General features: G+C 55.9%; 17 protein-coding genes. 9 read left to right on the top strand and 8 right to left on the bottom strand.

Features of this window, described 5'->3' with window-relative positions:
• Positions 1-137: 137 nt before the first annotated feature.
• Both PGR10_RS19120 and PGR10_RS19115 read left to right on the top strand, forming a co-directional pair.
• Positions 138-1,793 carry a DUF3300 domain-containing protein gene (locus PGR10_RS19120; RefSeq protein WP_430923949.1) on the top strand — a complete coding sequence of 552 codons (1,656 nt, stop codon included), beginning with the start codon at positions 138-140 and terminating at the stop codon, positions 1,791-1,793.
• A gap of 10 nt (positions 1,794-1,803) precedes the next feature.
• Positions 1,804-2,610: a DUF2950 family protein gene (locus PGR10_RS19115; protein WP_430923948.1), complete on the top strand. Its 807-nt coding sequence runs from the start codon at positions 1,804-1,806 to the stop codon at positions 2,608-2,610.
• A 44-nt stretch (positions 2,611-2,654) separates the two neighbouring features.
• On the opposite strand, the gene PGR10_RS19110 is transcribed toward PGR10_RS19115, so the two are convergent.
• The 5 genes from PGR10_RS19110 to pdhR all read right to left on the bottom strand — a co-directional run bounded on the left by PGR10_RS19110 (position 2,655) and on the right by pdhR (position 10,255).
• Entirely contained in the window at positions 2,655-2,939 is a 285-nt protein-coding gene (locus PGR10_RS19110) for a hypothetical protein (RefSeq protein WP_087860872.1), read from the bottom strand.
• Positions 2,940-3,103: 164 nt separating this feature from the next.
• Positions 3,104-4,528: a dihydrolipoyl dehydrogenase gene (gene lpdA, locus PGR10_RS19105; protein ID WP_015368220.1), complete on the bottom strand. Its 1,425-nt coding sequence runs from the start codon at positions 4,526-4,528 to the stop codon at positions 3,104-3,106.
• Between the two features lie 206 nt (positions 4,529-4,734).
• Positions 4,735-6,657, bottom strand: coding sequence for a pyruvate dehydrogenase complex dihydrolipoyllysine-residue acetyltransferase (gene aceF, locus PGR10_RS19100; RefSeq protein ID WP_430923946.1), 1,923 nt, complete (start codon positions 6,655-6,657; stop codon positions 4,735-4,737).
• 14 nt (positions 6,658-6,671) lie between these two features.
• Positions 6,672-9,335 (bottom strand): pyruvate dehydrogenase (acetyl-transferring), homodimeric type, encoded by a 2,664-nt coding sequence (gene aceE / locus PGR10_RS19095; RefSeq protein ID WP_015368222.1) that lies wholly within the window; start codon positions 9,333-9,335, stop codon positions 6,672-6,674.
• 140 nt (positions 9,336-9,475) lie between these two features.
• Positions 9,476-10,255, bottom strand: a complete 780-nt coding sequence (pdhR, locus tag PGR10_RS19090; RefSeq protein ID WP_015368223.1) for a pyruvate dehydrogenase complex transcriptional repressor PdhR — start codon at positions 10,253-10,255, stop codon at positions 9,476-9,478.
• A gap of 645 nt (positions 10,256-10,900) precedes the next feature.
• Between pdhR and aroP the strand changes: the two genes are divergently transcribed.
• The 3 genes from aroP (at position 10,901) to PGR10_RS19075 (ending at position 14,802) form a co-directional block, all read left to right on the top strand.
• Positions 10,901-12,274: an aromatic amino acid transporter AroP gene (gene aroP / locus PGR10_RS19085; RefSeq protein ID WP_430923945.1), complete on the top strand. Its 1,374-nt coding sequence runs from the start codon at positions 10,901-10,903 to the stop codon at positions 12,272-12,274.
• A gap of 171 nt (positions 12,275-12,445) precedes the next feature.
• Positions 12,446-13,852, top strand: a complete 1,407-nt coding sequence (locus tag PGR10_RS19080; protein ID WP_430923944.1) for a glycoside-pentoside-hexuronide (GPH):cation symporter — start codon at positions 12,446-12,448, stop codon at positions 13,850-13,852.
• On the top strand, positions 13,852-14,802 hold the full coding sequence (locus tag PGR10_RS19075) for a glycoside hydrolase family 43 protein (RefSeq protein ID WP_430923943.1): 951 nt from the start codon (positions 13,852-13,854) through the stop codon (positions 14,800-14,802). Before PGR10_RS19080 ends, PGR10_RS19075 begins: the two co-directional genes overlap by 1 nt.
• Positions 14,803-14,922: 120 nt before the next feature.
• On the opposite strand, the gene ampE is transcribed toward PGR10_RS19075, so the two are convergent.
• Positions 14,923-15,777: a beta-lactamase regulator AmpE gene (ampE, locus tag PGR10_RS19070; RefSeq protein ID WP_087860876.1), complete on the bottom strand. Its 855-nt coding sequence runs from the start codon at positions 15,775-15,777 to the stop codon at positions 14,923-14,925.
• The gene (gene ampD / locus PGR10_RS19065) at positions 15,774-16,337 is read right to left on the bottom strand and encodes a 1,6-anhydro-N-acetylmuramyl-L-alanine amidase AmpD (protein WP_430923942.1); all 564 of its coding nucleotides are present in this window, start codon (positions 16,335-16,337) and stop codon (positions 15,774-15,776) included. Before ampD ends, ampE begins: the two co-directional genes overlap by 4 nt.
• 137 nt (positions 16,338-16,474) lie before the next feature.
• Here ampD and nadC point away from each other — a divergent pair, with 137 nt between their 5' ends.
• From nadC to hofC, 4 genes are all read left to right on the top strand, one after another.
• Positions 16,475-17,368 (top strand): carboxylating nicotinate-nucleotide diphosphorylase, encoded by an 894-nt coding sequence (nadC, locus tag PGR10_RS19060; protein ID WP_430923941.1) that lies wholly within the window; start codon positions 16,475-16,477, stop codon positions 17,366-17,368.
• Between the two features lie 180 nt (positions 17,369-17,548).
• A complete protein-coding gene (gene ppdD, locus PGR10_RS19055; RefSeq protein ID WP_430923940.1) occupies positions 17,549-17,980 on the top strand; it encodes a prepilin peptidase-dependent pilin in 432 nt (143 codons plus the stop codon).
• 10 nt (positions 17,981-17,990) lie between these two features.
• Positions 17,991-19,376, top strand: coding sequence for a type II secretion system protein GspE (gspE, locus tag PGR10_RS19050; protein WP_430923939.1), 1,386 nt, complete (start codon positions 17,991-17,993; stop codon positions 19,374-19,376).
• Positions 19,366-20,571: a protein transport protein HofC gene (gene hofC, locus PGR10_RS19045; protein WP_430923938.1), complete on the top strand. Its 1,206-nt coding sequence runs from the start codon at positions 19,366-19,368 to the stop codon at positions 20,569-20,571. The genes gspE and hofC overlap by 11 nt, the downstream gene beginning before the upstream one ends.
• A gap of 30 nt (positions 20,572-20,601) precedes the next feature.
• Here hofC and PGR10_RS19040 read toward each other — a convergent pair whose 3' ends face one another.
• Positions 20,602-21,645, bottom strand: coding sequence for a GMP reductase (locus PGR10_RS19040; protein WP_015368234.1), 1,044 nt, complete (start codon positions 21,643-21,645; stop codon positions 20,602-20,604).
• Positions 21,646-21,830: the final 185 nt, after the last annotated feature.

Here is a 21,830-nt window from a genome sequence, read left to right as displayed (position 1 = left end):
TTATTTCTGTTACAGATTTAATGTCAGGATCCCAACAAAAATCAAAAAAAACAATATCGTCTTCATATACTCCCGTAACGTACCGTTTTCGCCGATACTTGAGCGAGATGGGTAACATTTCTGTGTCAGGAGCTTCCATGTCACTACCGTTCAAACCCCATATTATCGCCCTGCTCTGCAGCGCAGGCTTACTCGCGGCGGCGGGAACGCTATATGTTAAAAGCCGTACTCCAGAGACTATCGCTGAAGCGCCGGTGACGGCGCAGCCCACAACGGAACCAGCACCAGCATCCCCGACTGCACCGGCGGCGGGACAACCGGTCGCGGCCACCTATACCCAGGCGCAAATCGACCAATGGGTCGCGCCAATCGCGCTCTACCCGGATAGTTTGCTCTCGCAGGTATTGATGGCCTCCACCTATCCGGACAACGTTATGCAGGCGGTGCAGTGGTCGCAGGATAACCCATCGATGAAAGGCGACGCGGCCGTTCAGGCCGTTGCCAGCCAACCGTGGGATCCGAGCGTCAAATCCCTCGTCGCTTTTCCCGCCCTGCTGGCAATGATGGGCGAAAATCCGCCGTGGGTGGAAAACCTTGGCGACGCATTTTTAGCCCAGCCGCACGATGTGATGGATTCCGTACAGCGTCTGCGCGCCATTGCCCAACAAACCGGGACATTGAAATCCACGCCGCAACAGAAAGTGACCGTCACGGCCTCGGCACCCGCCTCTTCGAGGTCATCGAATAGCAATAGCACGGTATCATCCTCGACAAGCTCAACCGCATCGCCAGCGCCTTCGCAGATTATCAAAATTGAACCGACTAACCCGCAAGTGGTATACGTTCCGAGCTATAACCCTTCGACCGTCTACGGCAGTTGGCCGAATAGCGCCTATCCCCCGGTCTATCTGCCGCCGCCTCCGGGAGAGCAGTTCACCGATAGCTTCGTCAAAGGTTTTGGTTACAGCCTTGGCGTCGCCACTACCTGGGCACTTTTCAGCAGCATCGACTGGGATGATGACGATGATTACCATCATCATGATGACGATTACCATCACGGCGGCTACCAGCACAATGGCGATAACATCAATATTAATGTGAATAATTTCAACCGCATTACCGGGCAGAATCTGCCGGGTAACCATGTTAACTGGCAGCATAACCCCGCCTATCGCGGCAACGTGCCTTATCCGAATAATAATGTCGCCCAGCGCTATCATCAGACCAATGTGCCCGGCGGACTCAGCGCGACCCAACACGCGCCGGTCGATCGCAACGCTCAACGGCAAGCGGCGATGACGCAGCTCCAGCATCCCAACGCGCCTGCCGCCAGCGCAGGCAAGCTGGCGGCTAATAATGCCTCTCGCGATGCGCAGCGTCAGGCGGCTTCTCAACAATTGAAGCAGGCCACCCAGCGCAGCAGCTACCGTGGCTACGACAGCACGCCGACGCCTGCCAAACAGCAGCGTCGCGAAGCGGCGAAAACGCAGCTGCAACATCCAACGCCGCAGCAGCAACAGCATCGCGACGCCGTGAAAAGCCACGTGCAAAATCCTACGCCTCAGCAACAACAGCGCCGTCAGCAGATTCATTCCGCGACGCCGGCCCAACGTCAGCAAGCGGTGAGCACGGCACGCGCCAATGCCTTAAGCGGCAACGAAAGTCGCTCCCCCTCCTGGCAATCGCAGCAGGCGCGCGGGCTGCAAAGCCGCAATATTTCCGGCTTGAGCAGCGAACAGCGCGGCGCCGCCAGAGAGCGTCTTTCCGAACATCATGAATTGCGTCGTCGCTGAGGATGAGCAGATGAGAAAACCATTACAGATCGCCCTATTCACGCTAATGCTGTCGCCGCTCGCCGCCTTCGCCCAGCAACCGTTCCCCACGCCGGAGAAAGCGGCAAGCGCGCTGGCCGATGCGCTCAATCATCGTGATAAAGCCGCGCTCAATAATCTGCTCGGCGATAACTGGCAGCACTTTTTACCCACCGATGGTATTGATCCCAATGCCGTCGACCGCTTTCAGCGCGACTGGCAGGTGAAACACGTCATTGTCCAGCAGGGTAACAGCGCCTGGCTCGATGTCGGTAGCGAAGCGTGGCGGTTGCCGATTCCCATTGTCAAAGATGAACAGGGCTGGCGTTTTGATATGGCGGCCGGGGAAGATGAAATTCTCACACGCGCCATCGGCCGCAATGAACTGTCGGCAATTGCCGCCATGCACGCCTACGTTGATGCCCAGCAGGATTACTATCAAATGAATCATCGCTGGGCACAAAAAATCATCAGCAGCGAAGGCAAAAAAGATGGCCTGTACTGGCCTACCTCGCCGGGTGAAACGCCAAGCCCGCTGGGGCCGGCATTCAGCCCGACGGAGCCCGGCGCCGGGTATCATGGCTACCGCTTCCGCATTATCGCCGATAACGATAATCAAGGCGTCGCTTTACTGGCATGGCCGGTAGAGTGGGGAGAAACCGGGGTGATGAGCTTTATGATCGATCAGAACGATAAGGTCTGGCAGGCGAACCTGGGCGAAGAGAGCGCGACGAAAGCACAGGCAATTACGCATTTTGCCCCCGATTCTGCAGCCGGATGGCAGGCGGTCAATCAATAAAAAAATGCCCGGTTGCGCGATAGCAACCGGGCACTCTCTGGTGCTTAGCCCTGGTGCGGCATCAGCTCCGGATAACCGGCAAAAGCAGGTTTCTGACTGGTCAGCGCCGCTTCATCCGAGCTGATGCTCCCGGAATTCGCCGCCCACACCCCTTCAGTAGTTTTCGTCACCAACTGATGCTGCGCATTCAGATCCTGGCCCATCGCCGCAATATGGCTATTTTCAGTGCCGCCGCTGTTCGCAGCCCAGGGAATGACCGCATCGGCCGCACAGGCCATACCGGAAACTAATGTCGTCGCTAACAGCGCCGTGGTTAACAAGCGTTTCATCTCACACCTCAGATACATAATTAACTGCCTATTAGTTTACTGAGTGACTATTTTCAAAGTATGTATGAGGTGTAGCGGTTTGTGAACACGGACATAGTTCTAAACATTAGCGATAAAAAAAGCGGCTCTGAGAGCCGCTTATGCATTTTACCCGAAAGAAAAAGTTACTTTTTCTTCGCTTTCGCGTTTGGCAGGTCGGTAATGCTACCTTCAAAGACTTCTGCCGCCAGGCCAACGGACTCGTGCAGAGTCGGGTGAGCGTGGATAGTCAGCGCGATGTCTTCCGCGTCGCAGCCCATTTCGATAGCCAGACCGATTTCACCCAGCAGCTCGCCGCCGTTGGTGCCGACAATCGCGCCGCCGATAACACGGTGGGTCTCTTTGTCGAAGATCAGTTTGGTCATACCGTCTGCGCAGTCGGAAGCGATAGCACGGCCGGAAGCAGCCCACGGGAAGGTGGCGGTTTCGTAGCTGATGCCTTTCTCTTTCGCTTCTTTCTCAGTCAGGCCAACCCATGCCACTTCTGGCTCGGTGTAGGCGATAGACGGGATAACTTTCGGATCGAAGTAGTGTTTCAGGCCGGAGATAACTTCTGCGGCAACGTGACCTTCGTGTACGCCTTTGTGCGCCAGCATCGGCTGGCCGACGATATCGCCGATAGCAAAGATGTGCGGCACGTTGGTGCGCATTTGTTTGTCAACGCGAATGAAGCCGCGATCGTCAACTTCCACGCCGGCTTTGCCTGCGTCGAGGTTTTTACCGTTCGGCACGCGGCCGATAGCCACCAGCACCGCGTCGTAACGCTGCGCTTCCGCCGGGGCTTTTTTACCTTCCATGGAAACGTAAATACCGTCTTCTTTTGCTTCAACGGCAGTTACTTTGGTTTCCAGCATCAGGTTGAATTTCTTGCTGATACGTTTGGTGAAGACTTTAACCACGTCTTTGTCGGCAGCCGGGATAACCTGGTCGAACATTTCAACCACGTCAATCTCTGAACCCAGCGCATGGTATACGGTACCCATTTCCAGACCGATGATACCGCCGCCCATAACCAGCATGCGTTTCGGTACAGATTTCAGTTCCAGAGCGTCGGTGGAATCCCAAACGCGCGGGTCTTCATGCGGGATAAACGGCAGTTGAATCGGACGGGAGCCCGCCGCGATGATCGCGTTGTCGAAGTTAATCACGGTTTTGCCGTTTTCGCCTTCAACTTCCAGGGTGTTAGCGCCGGTGAATTTACCCAGACCATTAACCACCTTCACTTTACGACCTTTGGCCATGCCAGCCAGACCACCGGTCAGCTGAGTGATGACTTTTTCTTTCCAGGTGCGGATCTTGTCAATGTCGGTTTTCGGTTCGCCGAAAACGATGCCGTGTTCGGCCAGCGCTTTCGCTTCTTCGATAACTTTAGCAACGTGCAGTAGTGCTTTAGAAGGGATACACCCCACGTTCAGGCAAACGCCGCCCAGGGAGCTGTAACGTTCTACGATGACGGTTTCCAGACCTAAATCAGCGCAACGGAAGGCTGCAGAGTAGCCTGCAGGACCTGCCCCAAGTACCACGACCTGAGTTTTGATTTCAGTACTCATCATGACCTCTGTAATTTATATCCGGCGGGTCTGACGCTTTTATTATTACGCCCAAGTCCACCGGGACGTTCTATCCGCGTGTATTTTACAAAATTGTTAACAATTTTTAAACAACAAACGGCAAACGATTTTGTCCTTTGTTGCTGATAATCCTCAACAGCCTGAGGTTATCAGAAAAAAGCCGGCCGTCAGGCCGGCTTTTTCGCTTACATCACCAGGCGGCGAATGTCGCTCAAGGTGTTGTTGATGATGGTAATGAAACGGGCACCATCAGCACCGTCGATGACGCGGTGGTCGAAGGACAGAGAGATCGGCATCATCAGACGCGGAACGAACTCTTTACCATTCCATACCGGCTCCATCGCGGACTTAGACACGCCCAGGATGGCCACTTCCGGCGCGTTAACAATCGGCGCGAAGTGGGTGGTACCCAGGCCGCCGATGCTGGAGATGGTGAAGCAACCGCCCTGCATTTCGCCAGCAGTCAGCTTGCCATCGCGCGCTTTCTTCGAGATGGTGGTCAGTTCGCGAGACAGCTCGGTGATGCTCTTCTTGTTCACGTCTTTAAAGACCGGAACCACCAGACCGTTCGGAGTATCAACCGCCACACCGATGTTGATGTATTTCTTCAGCGTCAGACGCTGACCGTCTTCGGACAGCGAGCTGTTGAAGCGCGGCATCTGCTCAAGCGCAGCGGCAACGGCTTTCATGATGAAGACCACTGGGGTGAATTTCACATCCAGTTTGCGCTTCTCAGCTTCGGCATTCTGCTGCTTACGGAACGCTTCCAGATCGGTGATATCGGTTTTGTCGAAGTGCGTAACGTGCGGGATCATCACCCAGTTACGGCTCAGGTTAGCGCCAGAGATTTTCTGGATACGACCCAGTTCCACTTCTTCGATTTCGCCAAACTTGCTGAAGTCAACTTTCGGCCATGGCAGCATGCCCGGCAGACCGCCGCCTGCGGCAGCAGCCGGTGCGGATTCAGCGCGTTTAACCGCTTCTTTCACGTAAGCCTGAACGTCTTCGCGCAGGATACGACCTTTACGGCCAGTCCCTTTCACTTTCGCCAGGTTTACGCCGAACTCGCGCGCCAGGCGGCGAATCAGCGGAGTCGCGTGAACGTAAGCTTCGTTTTCAGCGAATTCGGTTTTACCTTCTGCTTTCGCAGCCGGCGCGGCAGCTTTCTGAGCCGGTGCCGGTGCAGCAGCCGGTGCCGGTGCCGGTGCAGCAGCCGGTGCCGGTGCCGGTGCAGCAGCCTGAGCTGGAGCAGCAGCAGGCGCGGCGCCTTCCACTTCGAAGACCATGATCAGAGAGCCGGTAGACACTTTGTCGCCGGTGCTGATTTTGATCTCTTTTACGGTACCCGCGAACGGCGCCGGAACTTCCATAGAAGCTTTGTCGCCTTCGACGGTGATCAGTGACTGCTCAGCGGCAACTTTATCGCCGACTTTTACCATCACTTCGGTGACTTCAACTTCGTCGCCGCCGATATCCGGTACGTTAACATCCTTCACGCCAGCTGCAGCAGCCGGTGCCGCGGCAGCCGGAGCGGCAGCCTGTGCCGGAGCGGCTGCAGGCGCAGCGCCCGCCACTTCGAAGATCATGATCAGGGAGCCGGTGGACACTTTGTCGCCGGTGTTGATTTTGATCTCTTTTACGGTACCCGCGAACGGCGCCGGAACTTCCATAGAAGCTTTGTCGCCTTCGACGGTGATCAGGGATTGCTCAGCGGCGATGGTGTCGCCCACTTTAACCATGATCTCGGTGACTTCAACTTCATCGCCGCCGATATCCGGTACGTGAACTTCTTTCGCTGCGCTTGCCGCCGGCGCTGCTGCCGGTGCCGGAGCAGCTGCTTTCTCTTCCTGCGCAGGTGCAGCGGCTGCTGCACCCTCGGCGGAATCGAAAATCATGATCAGTTTGCCAGTCTCGGTTTTGTCGCCGACGGAGACTTTAATCTCTTTCACGACGCCAGCCTGCGGAGACGGAACTTCCATAGAGGCCTTGTCGCCTTCTACGGTGATCAGCGACTGTTCAGCTTCAACTTTGTCGCCAACTTTGACCAGGATCTCGGTGATTTCAACTTCATCAGCCCCGATGTCCGGTACTTTGATTTCGATAGCCATTATTCTCTTACCTCTTACGCCAGACGCGGGTTAACTTTTTCTGCATCGATGTCGAATTTAGCAATGGCGTCAGCCACGACTTTCTTATCGATTTCACCACGTTTAGCCAGTTCGCCCAGCGCCGCAACGACCACATAGGAAGCATCGACTTCGAAGTGGTGACGCAGGTTTTCACGGCTGTCGGAACGACCGAAGCCATCGGTACCCAGTACGCGGTAATCATCAGCCGGTACGTAAGTACGAACCTGCTCGGCGAACAGTTTCATATAGTCAGTGGATGCCACAGCCGGAGCGTCGTTCATCACCTGAGCGATGTACGGTACGCGCGGAGTCTCCAGCGGGTGCAGCATGTTCCAGCGTTCGCAATCCTGGCCATCACGCGCCAGTTCGGTGAAGGAGGTGACGCTATACACGTCAGAACCCACGCCGTAGTCTTTCGCCAGGATCTGCGCTGCTTCACGAACGTGACGCAGGATAGAACCAGAGCCCAGCAGCTGAACTTTACCTTTGCTACCTTCGAGGGTTTCGAGTTTGTAGATACCTTTACGGATACCTTCCTCGGCGCCTTCCGGCATGGCCGGCATGTGGTAGTTTTCGTTCAGCGTAGTGATGTAGTAGTAAACGTTCTCTTGCGCTTCGCCGTACATACGTACCAGACCGTCATGCATGATGACAGCGACTTCGTACGCGTAAGACGGGTCGTAGGAGATGCAGTTCGGGATAGTCAGCGACTGAATGTGGCTGTGACCATCTTCGTGCTGCAGACCTTCGCCGTTCAGCGTAGTACGACCAGAAGTACCGCCGATCAGGAAGCCGCGAGCCTGCTGATCGCCTGCCGCCCAGCACAGATCGCCGATACGCTGGAAGCCGAACATCGAGTAGTAGATGTAGAACGGAATCATCGGCAGGTCGTTGGTGCTGTAGGAGGTCGCAGCAGCCAGCCAGGATGCGCCTGCGCCCAGCTCGTTAATACCTTCCTGCAGAATCTGGCCTTTCTCGTCTTCTTTGTAGTATGCAACCTGCTCACGGTCCTGCGGGGTGTACTGCTGGCCGTTCGGGCTGTAGATACCGATTTGACGGAACAGACCTTCCATACCGAAAGTACGCGCTTCATCGGCGATGATCGGCACCAGACGATCTTTGATCGACTTGTTCTTCAGCATCACGTTCAGGGCACGAACGAAAGCGATAGTGGTAGAGATTTCTTTGTTTTGCTCTTCCAGCAGCGCGCTGAAGTCGGCCAGGGTCGGCAGCTCCAGTTTCTCAGTGAATTTCGGCTGACGAGTCGGCAGGTAGCCGTTCAGCTTTTCACGTTGAGCGTGCAGGTAAGTGTGCTCTTCGGAACCTTCCGGGAAGGTCACGTACGGCAGTTTTTCGATATCGGCATCAGCCACCGGCACGTTGAAACGATCGCGGACGTAGCGAACGCCGTCCATGTTCATTTTCTTAACTTGGTGCGCGATGTTTTTACCTTCCGCGGTGTCGCCCATACCATAACCTTTAATGGTATGCGCCAGAATCACGGTCGGCTGGCCTTTGGTTTCCTGCGCTTTTTTCAGTGCAGCGTAGACTTTCTTCGGATCGTGACCACCACGGTTCAGGGCCCAGATCTGCTCGTCAGTCCAGTCGGCAACCAGCGCGGCGGTTTCCGGATATTTACCGAAGAAGTGCTCACGAACGTAGGCGCCGTCTTTGGATTTGAAGGTCTGGTAGTCGCCGTCAACGGTTTCGTTCATCAGCTGAATCAGCTTACCGCTGGTGTCTTTACGCAGCAGCTCATCCCAACGACCGCCCCAGATAACCTTGATAACGTTCCAGCCAGCACCACCGAAGATGCCTTCCAGTTCGTTAATGATTTTACCGTTACCGGTGACCGGGCCGTCCAGACGCTGCAGGTTGCAGTTGATGACGAAGACCAGGTTATCCAGTTTTTCACGGGTCGCGATGGTGATAGCGCCTTTAGATTCCGGCTCATCCATCTCGCCATCGCCCAGGAAGGCGTAAACGGTTTGCGCAGAGGTGTCTTTCAGACCACGGTGTTCCAGATATTTCAGGAATTTAGCCTGATAGATAGCGCCCAACGGCCCCAGACCCATCGATACGGTCGGGAACTGCCAGAATTCCGGCATCAGTTTCGGGTGCGGATAAGAGGACAGACCATTACCGTGAACTTCCTGACGGAAGTTGTTCATCTGCTCTTCAGTCAGACGACCTTCCAGGAAGGCACGTGCATATACGCCCGGAGAGATGTGGCCCTGGAAGTAAACCAGATCGCCGCCGTCTTTCTCAGTGCGCGCACGGAAGAAGTGGTTGAAGCAAACTTCGTAGAAGGTAGCGGAAGACTGGTAGGATGCCATGTGGCCACCCAGCTCCAGATCTTTCTTCGATGCGCGCAGAACGGTCATGATGGCGTTCCAACGGATCGCTGAACGAATACGGCGTTCCAGCTCCAGATTGCCCGGGTATTCCGGTTCATCTTCAACGGCAATAGTGTTGACGTAATTATGCGCTGCCGCACCGGCCGCTACTTTCACGCCGCCTTTGCGGGCCTCAGAAAGAAGCTGGTCGATCAGATACTGAGCACGCTCAACACCTTCTTCACGGATGACCGATTCGATCGCCTGTTGCCAGTCGCGAGTTTCGATCGGATCCACGTCATTCTGGAAACGTTCTGACATGGGGGTATTCCTTATCTATCTAATCGTTGATTTAACTGGAACCTGTCCCATTGAACTCTTTAGCGTTTCACTCTGATGAACAACCAAGAATTCAATAAGACAGGTTCTGCGTTTAGTTGCCGCGCTCTAAAAAATGGCGCTTAAGAACCGGAGTTCTCGTCCTTTCGTTGCTGTAAACGACGCAGTGAACGTTCTCTACGACTCTGTTCACGGCTACGATCCAGCAAAATTTCCTCAATGAACGCCAGGTGACGGTGCGACGCCTCACGCGCCTGCTCCGGCTCCCCGGCCATTATCGCCTCGAAAATGCGAGTACGATGGTTGCTGACCAACGGGAGCATTTCCCGGCGGGCATACAGCAATTCAAAGTTCTGACGAACGTTTTGTGCCAGCATCGGCTCCATACACCTTAGCAGATGGAGCAACACCACATTGTGCGCCGCTTCGGTGACGGCGATTTGGTACTGGACGACAGCGCCGGATTCGGCGTCGAGATCGCCGGACTGTTGGGCCCGCTCAATGGCTTGATGCAGCTCGCGAATACGGTCGCGATCTTCATCATTGCTGCGCAGCGCCGCGTAATAAGCCGCGATGCCTTCCAGCGCGTGACGGGTTTCCAGCAAATCGAATTGGGATTCAGGGTGGTCGGACAGGAGCTCGACCAACGGGTCGCTAAAGCTCTGCCACAGGCTGCTTTGTACAAAGGTTCCACCGCCCTGGCGACGAAGCAACAGGCCCTTGGCTTCGAGGCGTTGAATCGCCTCACGGAGCGAGGGACGGGAAACGTCGAACTGTTTTGCCAGTTCGCGTTCAGGCGGGAGTTTTTCACCGGGGCGCAACGTCCCCTCAAGAATCAGAAACTCCAGCTGCTGCTCTATCACATCAGAAAGTTTTGGTTGGCGGATCTTGCTGTAGGCCATATTCCCTGTCTCTGCCATTCGCCCGGAGTCAATTGGTCTTACCAATTTAAAGTTCGTAGCGCTAAAGTAACAAAGTATTCACCTCCTGTCCATACAGGTTTTGATTGAAATCAGTAAACCTGGCCTTTTTTAACAACCTTACAGAAATAACGTTTCAGAAATGTAACCTTGCACAAAACTTACATTTACCCAGCAAGGGGTAGCATTAACTTTATATAAACGAAAAATTACGCTTTCTGAACCGATTCAAGAAGCGAAAAAGTGCATTTATAAACCAATAAAGTGAATAGATAACCAATAAAGGGTAGCGGCGACGGTGGTAAGAAAAAATGACAAACGGTGTCTTTTTGTTCGTTCCGTCATCATCCCTTCATAAAGCAGGTGCATTCGCACGCCCTTACCATTATTCTGCATCAGGCGAAAGGTCTTTGAGGGAATTTCCGCTTTGCTTTCCGTAAAGAAATCAATACAAAAATGGAATTTCATAATTACACAAACACAACAATGTGTGCGTTGCGTCACTCGGGTAAAAACTGGCCTCAAACGCCTTGAAATTAGCTAACTATGCTATTTGGCAGAGACGGACAGCAAAGCAGCAACCTGAAGGATGAAGCGTATAAACATAATAACCACACACGAGGTTTCATGATGGAAGGTCAACAGCATGGCGATCGACTCAAGCGCGGCTTGAAGAACCGCCATATACAGCTCATTGCGCTAGGAGGCGCTATCGGTACGGGCTTATTCCTGGGAAGTGCGTCAGTGATTCAATCTGCAGGTCCTGGTATTATTCTCGGCTACGCTATCGCCGGGTTTATCGCCTTCCTGATCATGCGCCAACTCGGCGAAATGGTCGTCGAAGAACCGGTAGCCGGTTCATTCAGCCATTTTGCTTATAAATACTGGGGCGGCTTTGCCGGCTTTGCCTCCGGCTGGAACTATTGGGTGCTGTATGTGCTTGTCGCCATGGCGGAGCTAACCGCCGTCGGTAAATACATCCAGTTCTGGTGGCCGGAAATCCCTACCTGGGCCTCGGCAGCGGTCTTCTTCATCGCCATTAACGCCATTAACCTGACCAACGTAAAAGTGTTCGGCGAAATGGAATTCTGGTTCGCGATTATTAAAGTCGTCGCGGTAGTGGCCATGATTCTGTTCGGCGCCTGGCTGTTGTTCAGCGGCAACGGCGGCCCGCAGGCTACGGTCAGAAACTTGTGGGATCAGGGCGGTTTCCTGCCGCACGGTTTCTCCGGGCTGGTGATGATGATGGCGATCATTATGTTCTCCTTCGGCGGTCTGGAACTGGTGGGGATCACCGCGGCGGAAGCGGACAACCCGGAAAAGAGCATCCCGAAAGCCACCAACCAGGTTATCTACCGTATCCTTATTTTCTATGTAGGCTCCCTGGCCGTGCTGCTCTCGCTGCTGCCGTGGACGCGCGTCACCGCCGATACCAGCCCGTTCGTCCTGATCTTCCACGAACTCGGCGACACGCTGGTGGCAAACGCCCTCAACATCGTGGTGCTGACCGCCGCGCTCTCGGTTTACAACAGCTGCGTATACTGTAATAGCCGTATGCTATTCGGCCTGGCGCAGCAGGGCAATGCGCCGAAAGCGCTGCTGACTCTCGATAAGCGCGGCGTACCGGTCAACACCATTCTGGTATCCGCCGTGGTCACCGCGCTGTGCGTGCTGATCAACTATCTGGCGCCGGAATCGGCGTTCGGACTGCTGATGGCGCTGGTGGTCTCCGCGCTGGTGATTAACTGGGCGATGATTAGCCTCGCGCATATCAAATTCCGTCGCGCCAAGCAGCAGGAAGGCGTGAAAACGCGTTTCCCGGCGCTGTTCTACCCGCTGGGTAACTGGGTATGCCTGCTGTTTATGATCGCGGTACTGGCCATCATGCTGATGACCCCGGGGATGGCGATTTCGGTGTGGCTGATACCGGTATGGATTGCCGTTCTCGGCGTTGGCTATCTGTTTAAACAGAAAAGCGCCGGCGTCGTAAAAGCACAATAATACATCTCGTCACGCCGTGTCCGTCCTCGAGCGACGGGCACGGCGCATTGTTATCTGCTTCACACTTTCCTTCCTGTAACAGTTTTCTCCATATCGATGACGGATTACTGCAACGTAATTCCCGACGCTAAGACCAATAATTCTCTCCAGACTGCAATGGAGAGTTCCAGGATGACAGGCAATACACTTTCGCTGAAAGAAAAGATTGGCTACGGGATGGGCGACGCCGGATGTAACATTATCTTTGGCGCCATCATGTTGTTCGTTAACTACTTTTATACGGATATTTTTGGTCTTGCGCCGGCGCTGGTTGGGGTGCTGCTGCTTTCGGTGCGCGTCATCGATGCCGTCACCGACCCGATCATGGGAGCGATGGCCGACCGCACCCGCAGTAAATATGGCCGCTTTCGCCCATGGCTGCTGTGGATGGCCTTCCCCTACGCCCTGTTCAGCGTACTGATGTTCACCACCCCGGAATGGACCTACAACAGCAAGGTTATCTATGCCTTCGTCACCTACTTCCTGCTGTCGATAACCTATACCGCGATAAACATCCCCTACTGCTCTTTGGGGACGGTGATGACATCCGACCCGCAAGAACGTGTCGCCTGCCAGTCATACCGCTTTGTGCTGGTCGGTATTGCGACGCTTCTGCTCTCGCTGACTCTGCTGCCTATGGCGGAGTGGTTCGGCGGCGCCGATAAAGCGAAAGGTTATCAAATGGCGATGACCGTATTGGCGTTCATCGGCATGTGTATGTTTTTGTTCTGCTTCGCCACCGTACGCGAGCGCATCCGCCCGGCGGTCCAAACCAACGACGAGCTGAAAAAAGACCTCAAAGATGTGTGGAAAAACGACCAGTGGGTTCGCATTTTGCTCTTAACCCTGTGCAACGTTTGCCCCGGCTTTATCCGTATGGCCGCCACCATGTACTACGTCACCTGGGTCATGGGGCAAAGTACCCATTTCGCCACCCTGTTTATCAGCCTTGGCGTCGTCGGCATGATGATCGGCAGCATGCTGGCGAAAGTGCTGACCGACCGTTGGTGTAAACTGCAGGTCTTTTTCTGGACCAACATTGTACTGGCGGTCTTCTCCTGCGCGTTCTACTTCTTTAATCCGCATGCCACGACGCTGATTCTGGTGCTCTACTTCCTGCTCAATATCCTGCATCAAATCCCGTCGCCGCTGCACTGGTCGCTGATGTCCGACGTTGATGACTACGGCGAGTGGAAAACCGGTAAACGGATCACCGGCATCAGCTTCTCCGGCAACCTGTTCTTCCTGAAAGTGGGGCTGGCGGTCGCCGGGGCTATGGTGGGTTTCCTGCTGTCGTGGTACGGCTACGATGCCGGCGCGAAGGAGCAAAGCGCCTCGGCGCTAAATGGTATCGTGCTGCTGTTCTCAGTGATCCCCGGCGTTGGCTACCTGATTACCGCAGGCGTCGTACGCCTGCTGAAAGTTGACCGCAATCTGATGCGCCAAATCCAGAATGATTTGGAAAAGCGCCGCAGTAACTACAGCGAACTGAATGAGCTCCAGGAATTGAAAACCAGTGAACACATAAGGAAAGCCTGATGAACAACTGGCCTAACCCCTTTATTGAACAACGCGCGGACCCTTTTATCCTGCGCCATCACGACCACTACTATTTTATGGCCTCCGTGCCGGAATACGATCGGCTGGAGATTCGCCGCGCCGCCACGCTGGAAGGCCTGCGTGAAGCCGAGCCGGTGACCGTCTGGCGCAAGCCGCAAAACGGGCCGATGAGCCAGCTGATTTGGGCGCCGGAGCTCCACCACATCGACGGCAAGTGGTATATCTATTTCGCCGCCGCCCCGACCCATGACCTCGACGCCCAGGGGATGTTCCAGCACCGGATGTTTGCCCTTGAGTGTACCGACAGCGATCCGCTCAGCGGCCGTTGGCATGAAAAAGGGCAAATTATCACCACGTTCGATACCTTTGCCCTCGACGCCACCACCTTCAGCCATCAAGGGAAACGCTGGTATTTATGGGCGCAGAAAGACCCGCAGATCGCCGGCAATAGCAATCTCTATCTGGCGGAGCTGGAAAACCCGTGGACGCTAAAAGGCGCGCCGCTCATGCTGAGCAAGCCGGAGTTCGCCTGGGAATGCCGGGGATTTATGGTCAATGAGGGGCCTGCGGTGCTGGTACACGGCGATAAGCTATTTATCAGCTATTCCGCCAGCGCGACCGATGAAAACTACTGCATGGGATTATTATGGATAGATATTCAGGCCGATCCGCTACAGCCGGCTAACTGGCATAAAGCCCCGCAGCCGGTATTTCGCACCAGCTATGAAAACCGCCAGTATGGTCCCGGCCACAATAGCTTTACGCAAACGCCGCAGGGGGAAGATGTGCTGGTGTACCACGCGCGCAACTACACCGAAATTGAAGGCGACCCGCTGTACGATCCTAACCGTCATACCCGGCTAAAGCTGGTACGCTGGCAAGAAAACGGGATGCCCGACTTCGGCATCCCGCCCGCTGATACGCTGTAGCGAGTCAATCCCCGCCCGGCGAGCGCTGCGCTTACCGGGCCGCGGACCGTAGGCCGGATAAGCGCAGCGCCATCCGGCGACATGAGTGCGCCAAGCCCAGCAGCGCCTGGCTTCGGGCTGTTAAATCAAAGTCCCGTAGATGGTCAACAGCGCCATAATCACCACCACCACCAGCGAGGTTTTCTTCGCCATGGAAACCGCCGCTTTTGGCGTCTCAACCGCATCGACGTGCGGCTCGCGGGCCAGCGAGAACTGGGCCAGACGAGTTAATACCTGATACTGCGAAGAGTGACGGTCGCCTAGCGAGGCAAACCACGCCGGCAGCGCTTTTTCGCCGTGTCCCAGCAGCGCGTATACCACGCCAACCAACCGCACCGGCACCCAATCGACAATATGCAGAATACCGTCAATGCCGGACTGTAAACGATGGCGCGGCGTCTGATAGCGCGCAAGCCAGGTCTGCCAGGCGCGCAGGACGCAATAGGCCGTCAGCGTCAATAACCCCCACGGGCCGCCGACCACCAGCCAGAACAACGGCGCCAGATAGTAGCGATAGTTAATCCATAGCAGCGCGTTTTGCAGCTCGCGAAGATATTCCTGACGATCGCAGCCCGGCGGCACGCCGTGAATAAGCGTTAGCTCGCTGGCCATCGAATCGCAGGCGTGGCTATCGTTGTTCGCCGCCGCCTTCAGATAGGCATGATAATGCAGGCGCACCTTACCCGCGCCGATACACAGCAGGCCAAGCAAAATCCAGAACACCAGCAGCGGTACGTTAAATAGCTGCCCCTGTAGCAGGCGTTGAATAACATATACCACCGCCACCGCGACGACGGTCATCAGCACTGTGCCGAACAGCGAGAAATGCTTCACGCGGCGGAACAGTACCTCCAGGCGATGATCGAGCTGCCAGTGCTCGCCAAGCTTGAACAGACGCTCGGCGATGAGAACCAGCAGCGTAGTAAACAACGTCATGGTATCTCCTTATGTGACGATGCGGCCAACATACCGCGGTATTTTGCCCAATCAAAGGCCGGGCCGGGATCCGTTTTGCGTACCGGCGCGATATCGCAATGGCCGGTAATATTATCAGCAATACCAGGATAACGCTGGATAAGCGCTTGGGTAATCGCCACTAGCTGCTGATACTGCGCCTCGGTGTAGGCCTGAGTATCCGTCCCTTCCAGCTCAATGCCGATCGAAAAATCATTGCAGCGCTCGCGGCCGTGATAGCTGGAGACGCCCGCATGCCATGCGCGATTATCAAAGGGCACATATTGGACTATTTCGCCATCGCGGCAAATCAGACAATGCGCCGAAACGCGCAGATGAGCAATCCCGGCGAAGTAAGGATGCGCGTCGGCATCCAACGTACCGGTAAATAGCGCGTCAATCCACGGGCCGCCAAACTCCCCCGGCGGCAGGCTGATATTGTGTACCACCAGTAAAGAAGGGTTTTCATCGTCCGGGCGGCAATCGTGATGCGGCGAAGGCACCCGACGCGCGCCCACCAGCCATCCGCCATTCAACTGCATGGGGAATCTCCTTTCGCAAACGTAGATCCCGGCGGCCCCACAGGCGACGCGAAATCCATTGGGTATGTGTGGTACAGAAACGTGGTTCAGGTTAGCATGTTTCCCACTTCTGAATCTTATCTATCTGGAGCTTTATCATGACGCCTCGTCGCTACAGCCCCGACCGCCGCCGTGACGCGCTGCTGGAACGTATTAATCTCGATATTACCGACGCCGTCGCGCAATCACTACGCGAAGATCTGGGCGGCGAAGTTGACGCTAACAACGATATTAGCGCGCAACTATTGCCGTCGGACGCGCGCTCTCACGCCATCGTTATCACCCGCGAAGATGGGGTATTCTGCGGTAAGCGTTGGGTAGAAGAAGTGTTCATTCAGCTTGCCGGCGACGATGTCAGCATCACCTGGCACGTGGCTGACGGCGATACGGTAAAAGCCGATCAGCCGCTGTTCGAACTGGACGGGCCGTCGCGGGTGCTGCTAACCGGCGAACGCACCGCGCTAAATTTCGTGCAGACCCTCTCCGGGGTAGCAAGCGAAGTGCGCCGCTACGTCGACCTGCTCAAAGGCACCAAAACGCAACTGCTTGATACGCGTAAAACGTTACCCGGCCTGCGCACCGCGTTGAAGTACGCGGTACTGTGCGGCGGCGGCGCGAACCACCGTCTGGGCCTTTTCGACGCCTTCCTGATCAAAGAAAACCACATCATTGCCTCCGGTTCGGTACGTCAGGCGGTGGAAAAAGCCTTCTGGCTGCACCCGGACGTACCGGTGGAAGTCGAAGTCGAAACGCTGGATGAACTGGACGAAGCGTTAAAAGCCGGCGCTGATATCATCATGCTCGACAATTTCACCACCGACCTGATGCGCGAGGCGGTAAAACGTACCAACGGCCAGGCGGCGCTGGAAGTCTCCGGCAACGTTACCTTCGATACCATTCGCGAATTCGCGGAAACTGGCGTTGACTATATTTCCGTCGGCGCACTCACTAAGCACGTACGGGCCCTCGACCTGTCCATGCGTTTTCGTTAATTCTCTCCCCGATATCCGCCGGGTATCGGGGCTATTTTTGCGAGACGCCTCGCACGCTTACCGTGCATCTTTGAAAGCGCTACCGAAAAGCTGGATGCCTGCATCCTAAGCGTATTTTTCCTCCTCGCCGCCGCGACGTAATCGCGCCAAAGTCACCCCACAACGAACAAGGAGTGACTTATGGATAAGCAACGTGGTTTTACCCTGATCGAATTAATGGTGGTTATCGGCATTATCGCCATCCTCAGCGCCATCGGCATCCCCGCCTACCAGAATTACCTGCGCAAAGCCGCCCTCACCGATATGCTGCAAACCTTTGTGCCCTACCGCACGGCAATAGAGCTGTGCGCGTTGGACCACGGCGGACTAACCAGTTGCGATGGCGGCAGTAACGGAATCCCTTCACCGTCGACTACCCGCTATGTATCGGCGATGAGCGTCGTCCAGGGGGTGGTCACCCTGACCGGGCAGGAGAGCCTTAACGGCCTGGCCGTCACCCTGACCCCTTCCTGGGATAACGCCAACGGTATCACCGGCTGGCAGCGCGTCTGCGCCATCAGCGATGACAGCGCGTTAAAGCAGGCCTGCGAAGATGTCTTCCGCTTTAACTGAGGTGACAGCCATGAAAACCGAACAGCTACTCTCACTCTGTCAGCGCCATCACGCGCTGTTGTTGAAGAGCGACGAGCAGACCATTGTTATCGCCGTCGTGGATGCGCCGGCGCCAGAACTGATGGAAGCGCTGCGCTTCGCTACCCAAAAGCGCATCGATATTGAATGCTGGAGCCAGGAGCGGATGGATAAGCGTCAGCATGAGGCGCAACAGTCAGCATCAAAGTCCGCCACGGGTAACACCCAGGGCGTAACCGATCTACTGAATCAAATTCTGGAGCAGGCGCTGCGCCAGCGTGCCTCTGATATCCATATTGAGCCGGCGGAAAATCAGCTGCGGATACGCCTGCGCGTCGATGGCGTGTTGCATGCCCTACCGAGACTTGAGGCCGCGCTGGCTGCGCCAATGACAGCACGGCTTAAGGTGCTGGGCAACCTTGATATTGCCGAGCATCGTCTGCCGCAGGATGGACAGTTCACTCTGACACTGGCCGGGCGCACGGTCTCCTTTCGCATTGCAACCCTCCCCTGCCGCGGCGGGGAGAAAATCGTCCTGCGTTTATTACACCAGGTGGAGCAGGCGCTGGATCTGGAAGCTCTGGGGCTCTCCTCTCGTCAGCTTGCTTTTTTCCGCGCCGCATTGAACCAGCCGCAGGGGTTGCTACTGGTCACCGGGCCTACGGGGAGTGGCAAAACCGTCACTCTGTATAGCGCGCTGCAGGCGCGAAACCGCGAAGAGGTCAATATCTGCAGCGTGGAAGATCCGCTGGAGATCCCGCTTACCGGGCTCAACCAAACGCAGATCAACCCGCGATCCGGGCTTACCTTCCAGAGCGTCCTGCGGGCGCTGCTGCGTCAGGATCCGGACATCGTCATGGTCGGAGAAATTCGCGATGCCGAAACCGCGGAAATCGCCATTAAGGCCGCACAGACCGGGCATCTGGTGCTCTCTACATTGCATACTAACTCCACCAGCGAAACGTTGATTCGCCTGCAACAAATGGGCGTAGCGCGCTGGATGATCTCCTCGGCGCTCTCGCTGGTGGTCGCCCAGCGGCTGGTGCGAAAACTGTGCCCCCACTGCCGGCGCGATGGCGGCCGCCCTACCGAGGTGCCGCACAGTCTTTGGCCACGCCCATTGCCCGGCTGGCTGGCGGTTGGCTGCCCACAGTGCTACCACGGTTACTACGGCCGCCTGGCCTTATTCGAACTGCTGCCGGTGGATAGCGTGCTACGTCAGGCCATTAATCGCGATCTCAGCGCGGCGGAAATCGAAACGCTGGCCCGCGAAGCCGGCATGATGACGCTGTTTGAAAGCGGTTGTGAAGCGGTGGAGCGTGGATTAACCACTCTTGAAGAGATTATCCGAGTGCTGGGGATCCAGCATGGCGACTAAGCAGCTTTGGCAGTGGAGCGGGATGGATAAGCAAGGAATGCCGTGCGAGGGCGCCCTGTGGCAAGAAACGCGTGGGCAGGCGCTGGCATCACTGGAACAGCAGCGGATCCTGCCGCTGGCGCTACGGCGTAAAACGGTACAGAATTCGCTCTGGCGCCCGCGCTACAGCGGTGAGGTTATCCGCCAGCTTGCCACGCTGCTGCAGGCTGGTTTACCGCTGGCCGAAGGGCTGGAGCTGCTGGCCCAACAACAGCCGCACAAACAGTGGCAGGCGCTGCTGCGAATGCTGGCGCAGGAACTGGCGCAGGGCGTATCTCTTTCCAGCGCCCTGGCGCAATGGCCGCAGGTCTTCCCTCCGCTCTATCTGGCGATGATCCGCACCGGCGAGCTCACCGGTAAGCTGGAACGCTGCTGCTTTCAGCTCGCGCGACAGCAGCAGGAACAGCAGCGTCTGACAGAAAAGGTAAAGAAGGCGCTGCGCTATCCGTTCATTATCCTGATATTAGCGCTGACGCTGGTCGTGGCGATGCTGTTTTTCGTTCTGCCGGAATTTACCGCCATCTATCGGACCTTCAACACGCCGCTTCCTCTGCTGACGCAAATGGTCATTCACATCGGCAATGCGTTGGCCCGCTACTGGCCGTTGCTGCCGCCTCTTTTTGCTATTCCGCTATTTCTCAACCGATTGGCCCGGCGTCGGCCTCGCTGGCTGCTGTTAAGGCAAAAATTATTACACGCGATTCCGATTGCCGGTCGGCTGATCAACGGCCAGCAACTGAGCCAGATATTTACCATTCTTTCACTAACCCAAAGTGCGGGCATAAGCTTTGTCCAGGGGCTGGAGAGCGTCGAGGAAACTGTGAGCTGCCCGCTATGGCGGAAGCGGATTGCACAGGCGCGCGCAGATATCATCCACGGCAATCCAATCTGGCAGGCGCTGACGAATTGCGGCGGATTCACCTCGCTGTGCCTGCAGCTCATTCGTACCGGCGAGGCATCGGGAGTGTTGGATACGATGCTCGATAACCTGGCGCGCCATCATAGCGAGCAAACTCATCAACAGGCGGATAATCTGGCGACGCTGCTGGAGCCAATACTGCTGGTGGTGACCGGAACGATCGTCGGCGTGCTGGTGGTAGCGATGTACCTACCTGTTTTTCATCTGGGGGATGCGCTGGGCACAATGGGGAGTTAATGGCTGGCGCCAGAGCGCCAGCCAACGTCATTACAGGCTGTTGAACACGCGGTTCTCTTGTTCCTGTACGCGGATAAAGGTTGTACGTTTAGTCAGCTCTTTCAGGCGAGAAGCCCCGACATAGGTGCATGCTGAACGCAGGCCGCCGAGGATATCACGCGCGGTATTATCCACCGGGCCGCGCAGCGGCAGCTTGACGGTTTTACCTTCCGCCGCGCGGTACTTCGCGACGCCGCCGACGTGGCGTGTCATCGCCGACTCAGAGCTCATACCGTAAAACAGCATGAATTTTTCACCGTTCTCTTCAACCACGGTACCGCCGCTCTCCTCGTGGCCCGCCAGCATCCCGCCGAGCATCACGAAATCGGCGCCGCCGCCAAAAGCTTTCGCGACATCGCCCGGCATGGTGCAGCCGCCATCGCTGATGATCTGGCCGCCGAGACCGTGCGCGGCATCAGCGCACTCAATCACCGCAGACAGCTGCGGATAGCCAACGCCGGTTTTCACGCGGGTAGTACAGACGGAACCTGGGCCGATGCCGACTTTAACGATATCAGCGCCGGAAAGAATCAGTTCTTCACACATCTCACCGGTCACTACGTTGCCGGCAATAATGGTTTTTTGCGGCCAGGCGGCGCGTGCTTTCGCCACGAACTGAACAAAGTGTTCAGAGTAGCCGTTAGCCACGTCGATGCAGACAAAGTTCAGCTGTGGATTCTGGGTCAGGATCTGCTGAGTTTTTTCAAAGTCCGCGTCAGAGGTGCCGGTGGACACCATCACATGCTGCAGCACTTCTGCGGATTCGCTCTGCACAAACGCCTGCCATTCTTCAACGCTGTAGTGCTTGTGCACGGCGGTCAGAATTCCAAAAGCGGACAGGGCTTTCGCCATGCTGAAGGTGCCGACGGTATCCATGTTAGCAGCGATAATCGGTACGCCGGACCAGGTCTGGCCTGAATGCTTAAAGGTGAATTCACGTTCCAGCTGAACATCAGAACGGCTTTTGAGGGTAGAGCGCTTCGGGCGGATAAGAACGTCTTTAAAACCTAGCTTCAGATCTTCTTCAATACGCATGTGCGAATTCCTGGGGTTAATTGCATTAATGTGAGAGCACAACTCCAGTGACGCTATCATACGCACGAATCATAGCCGCGCAAGACTGCGATTTTCACTTTTTTTACGCTACAATCGTTTAAATTTACCTGGTGAATAGCGAAAAACACGCTCGTGTGCTTTCCTTACCAGTGCATCATTTTTAA

It is taken from the genome of Klebsiella sp. 141198 (assembly GCF_050600785.1).
In the GTDB taxonomy this organism is placed as follows: Bacteria; Pseudomonadota; Gammaproteobacteria; order Enterobacterales; family Enterobacteriaceae; genus Klebsiella; species Klebsiella aerogenes.
This window is presented reverse-complemented; position numbering and strand designations above follow the sequence as displayed.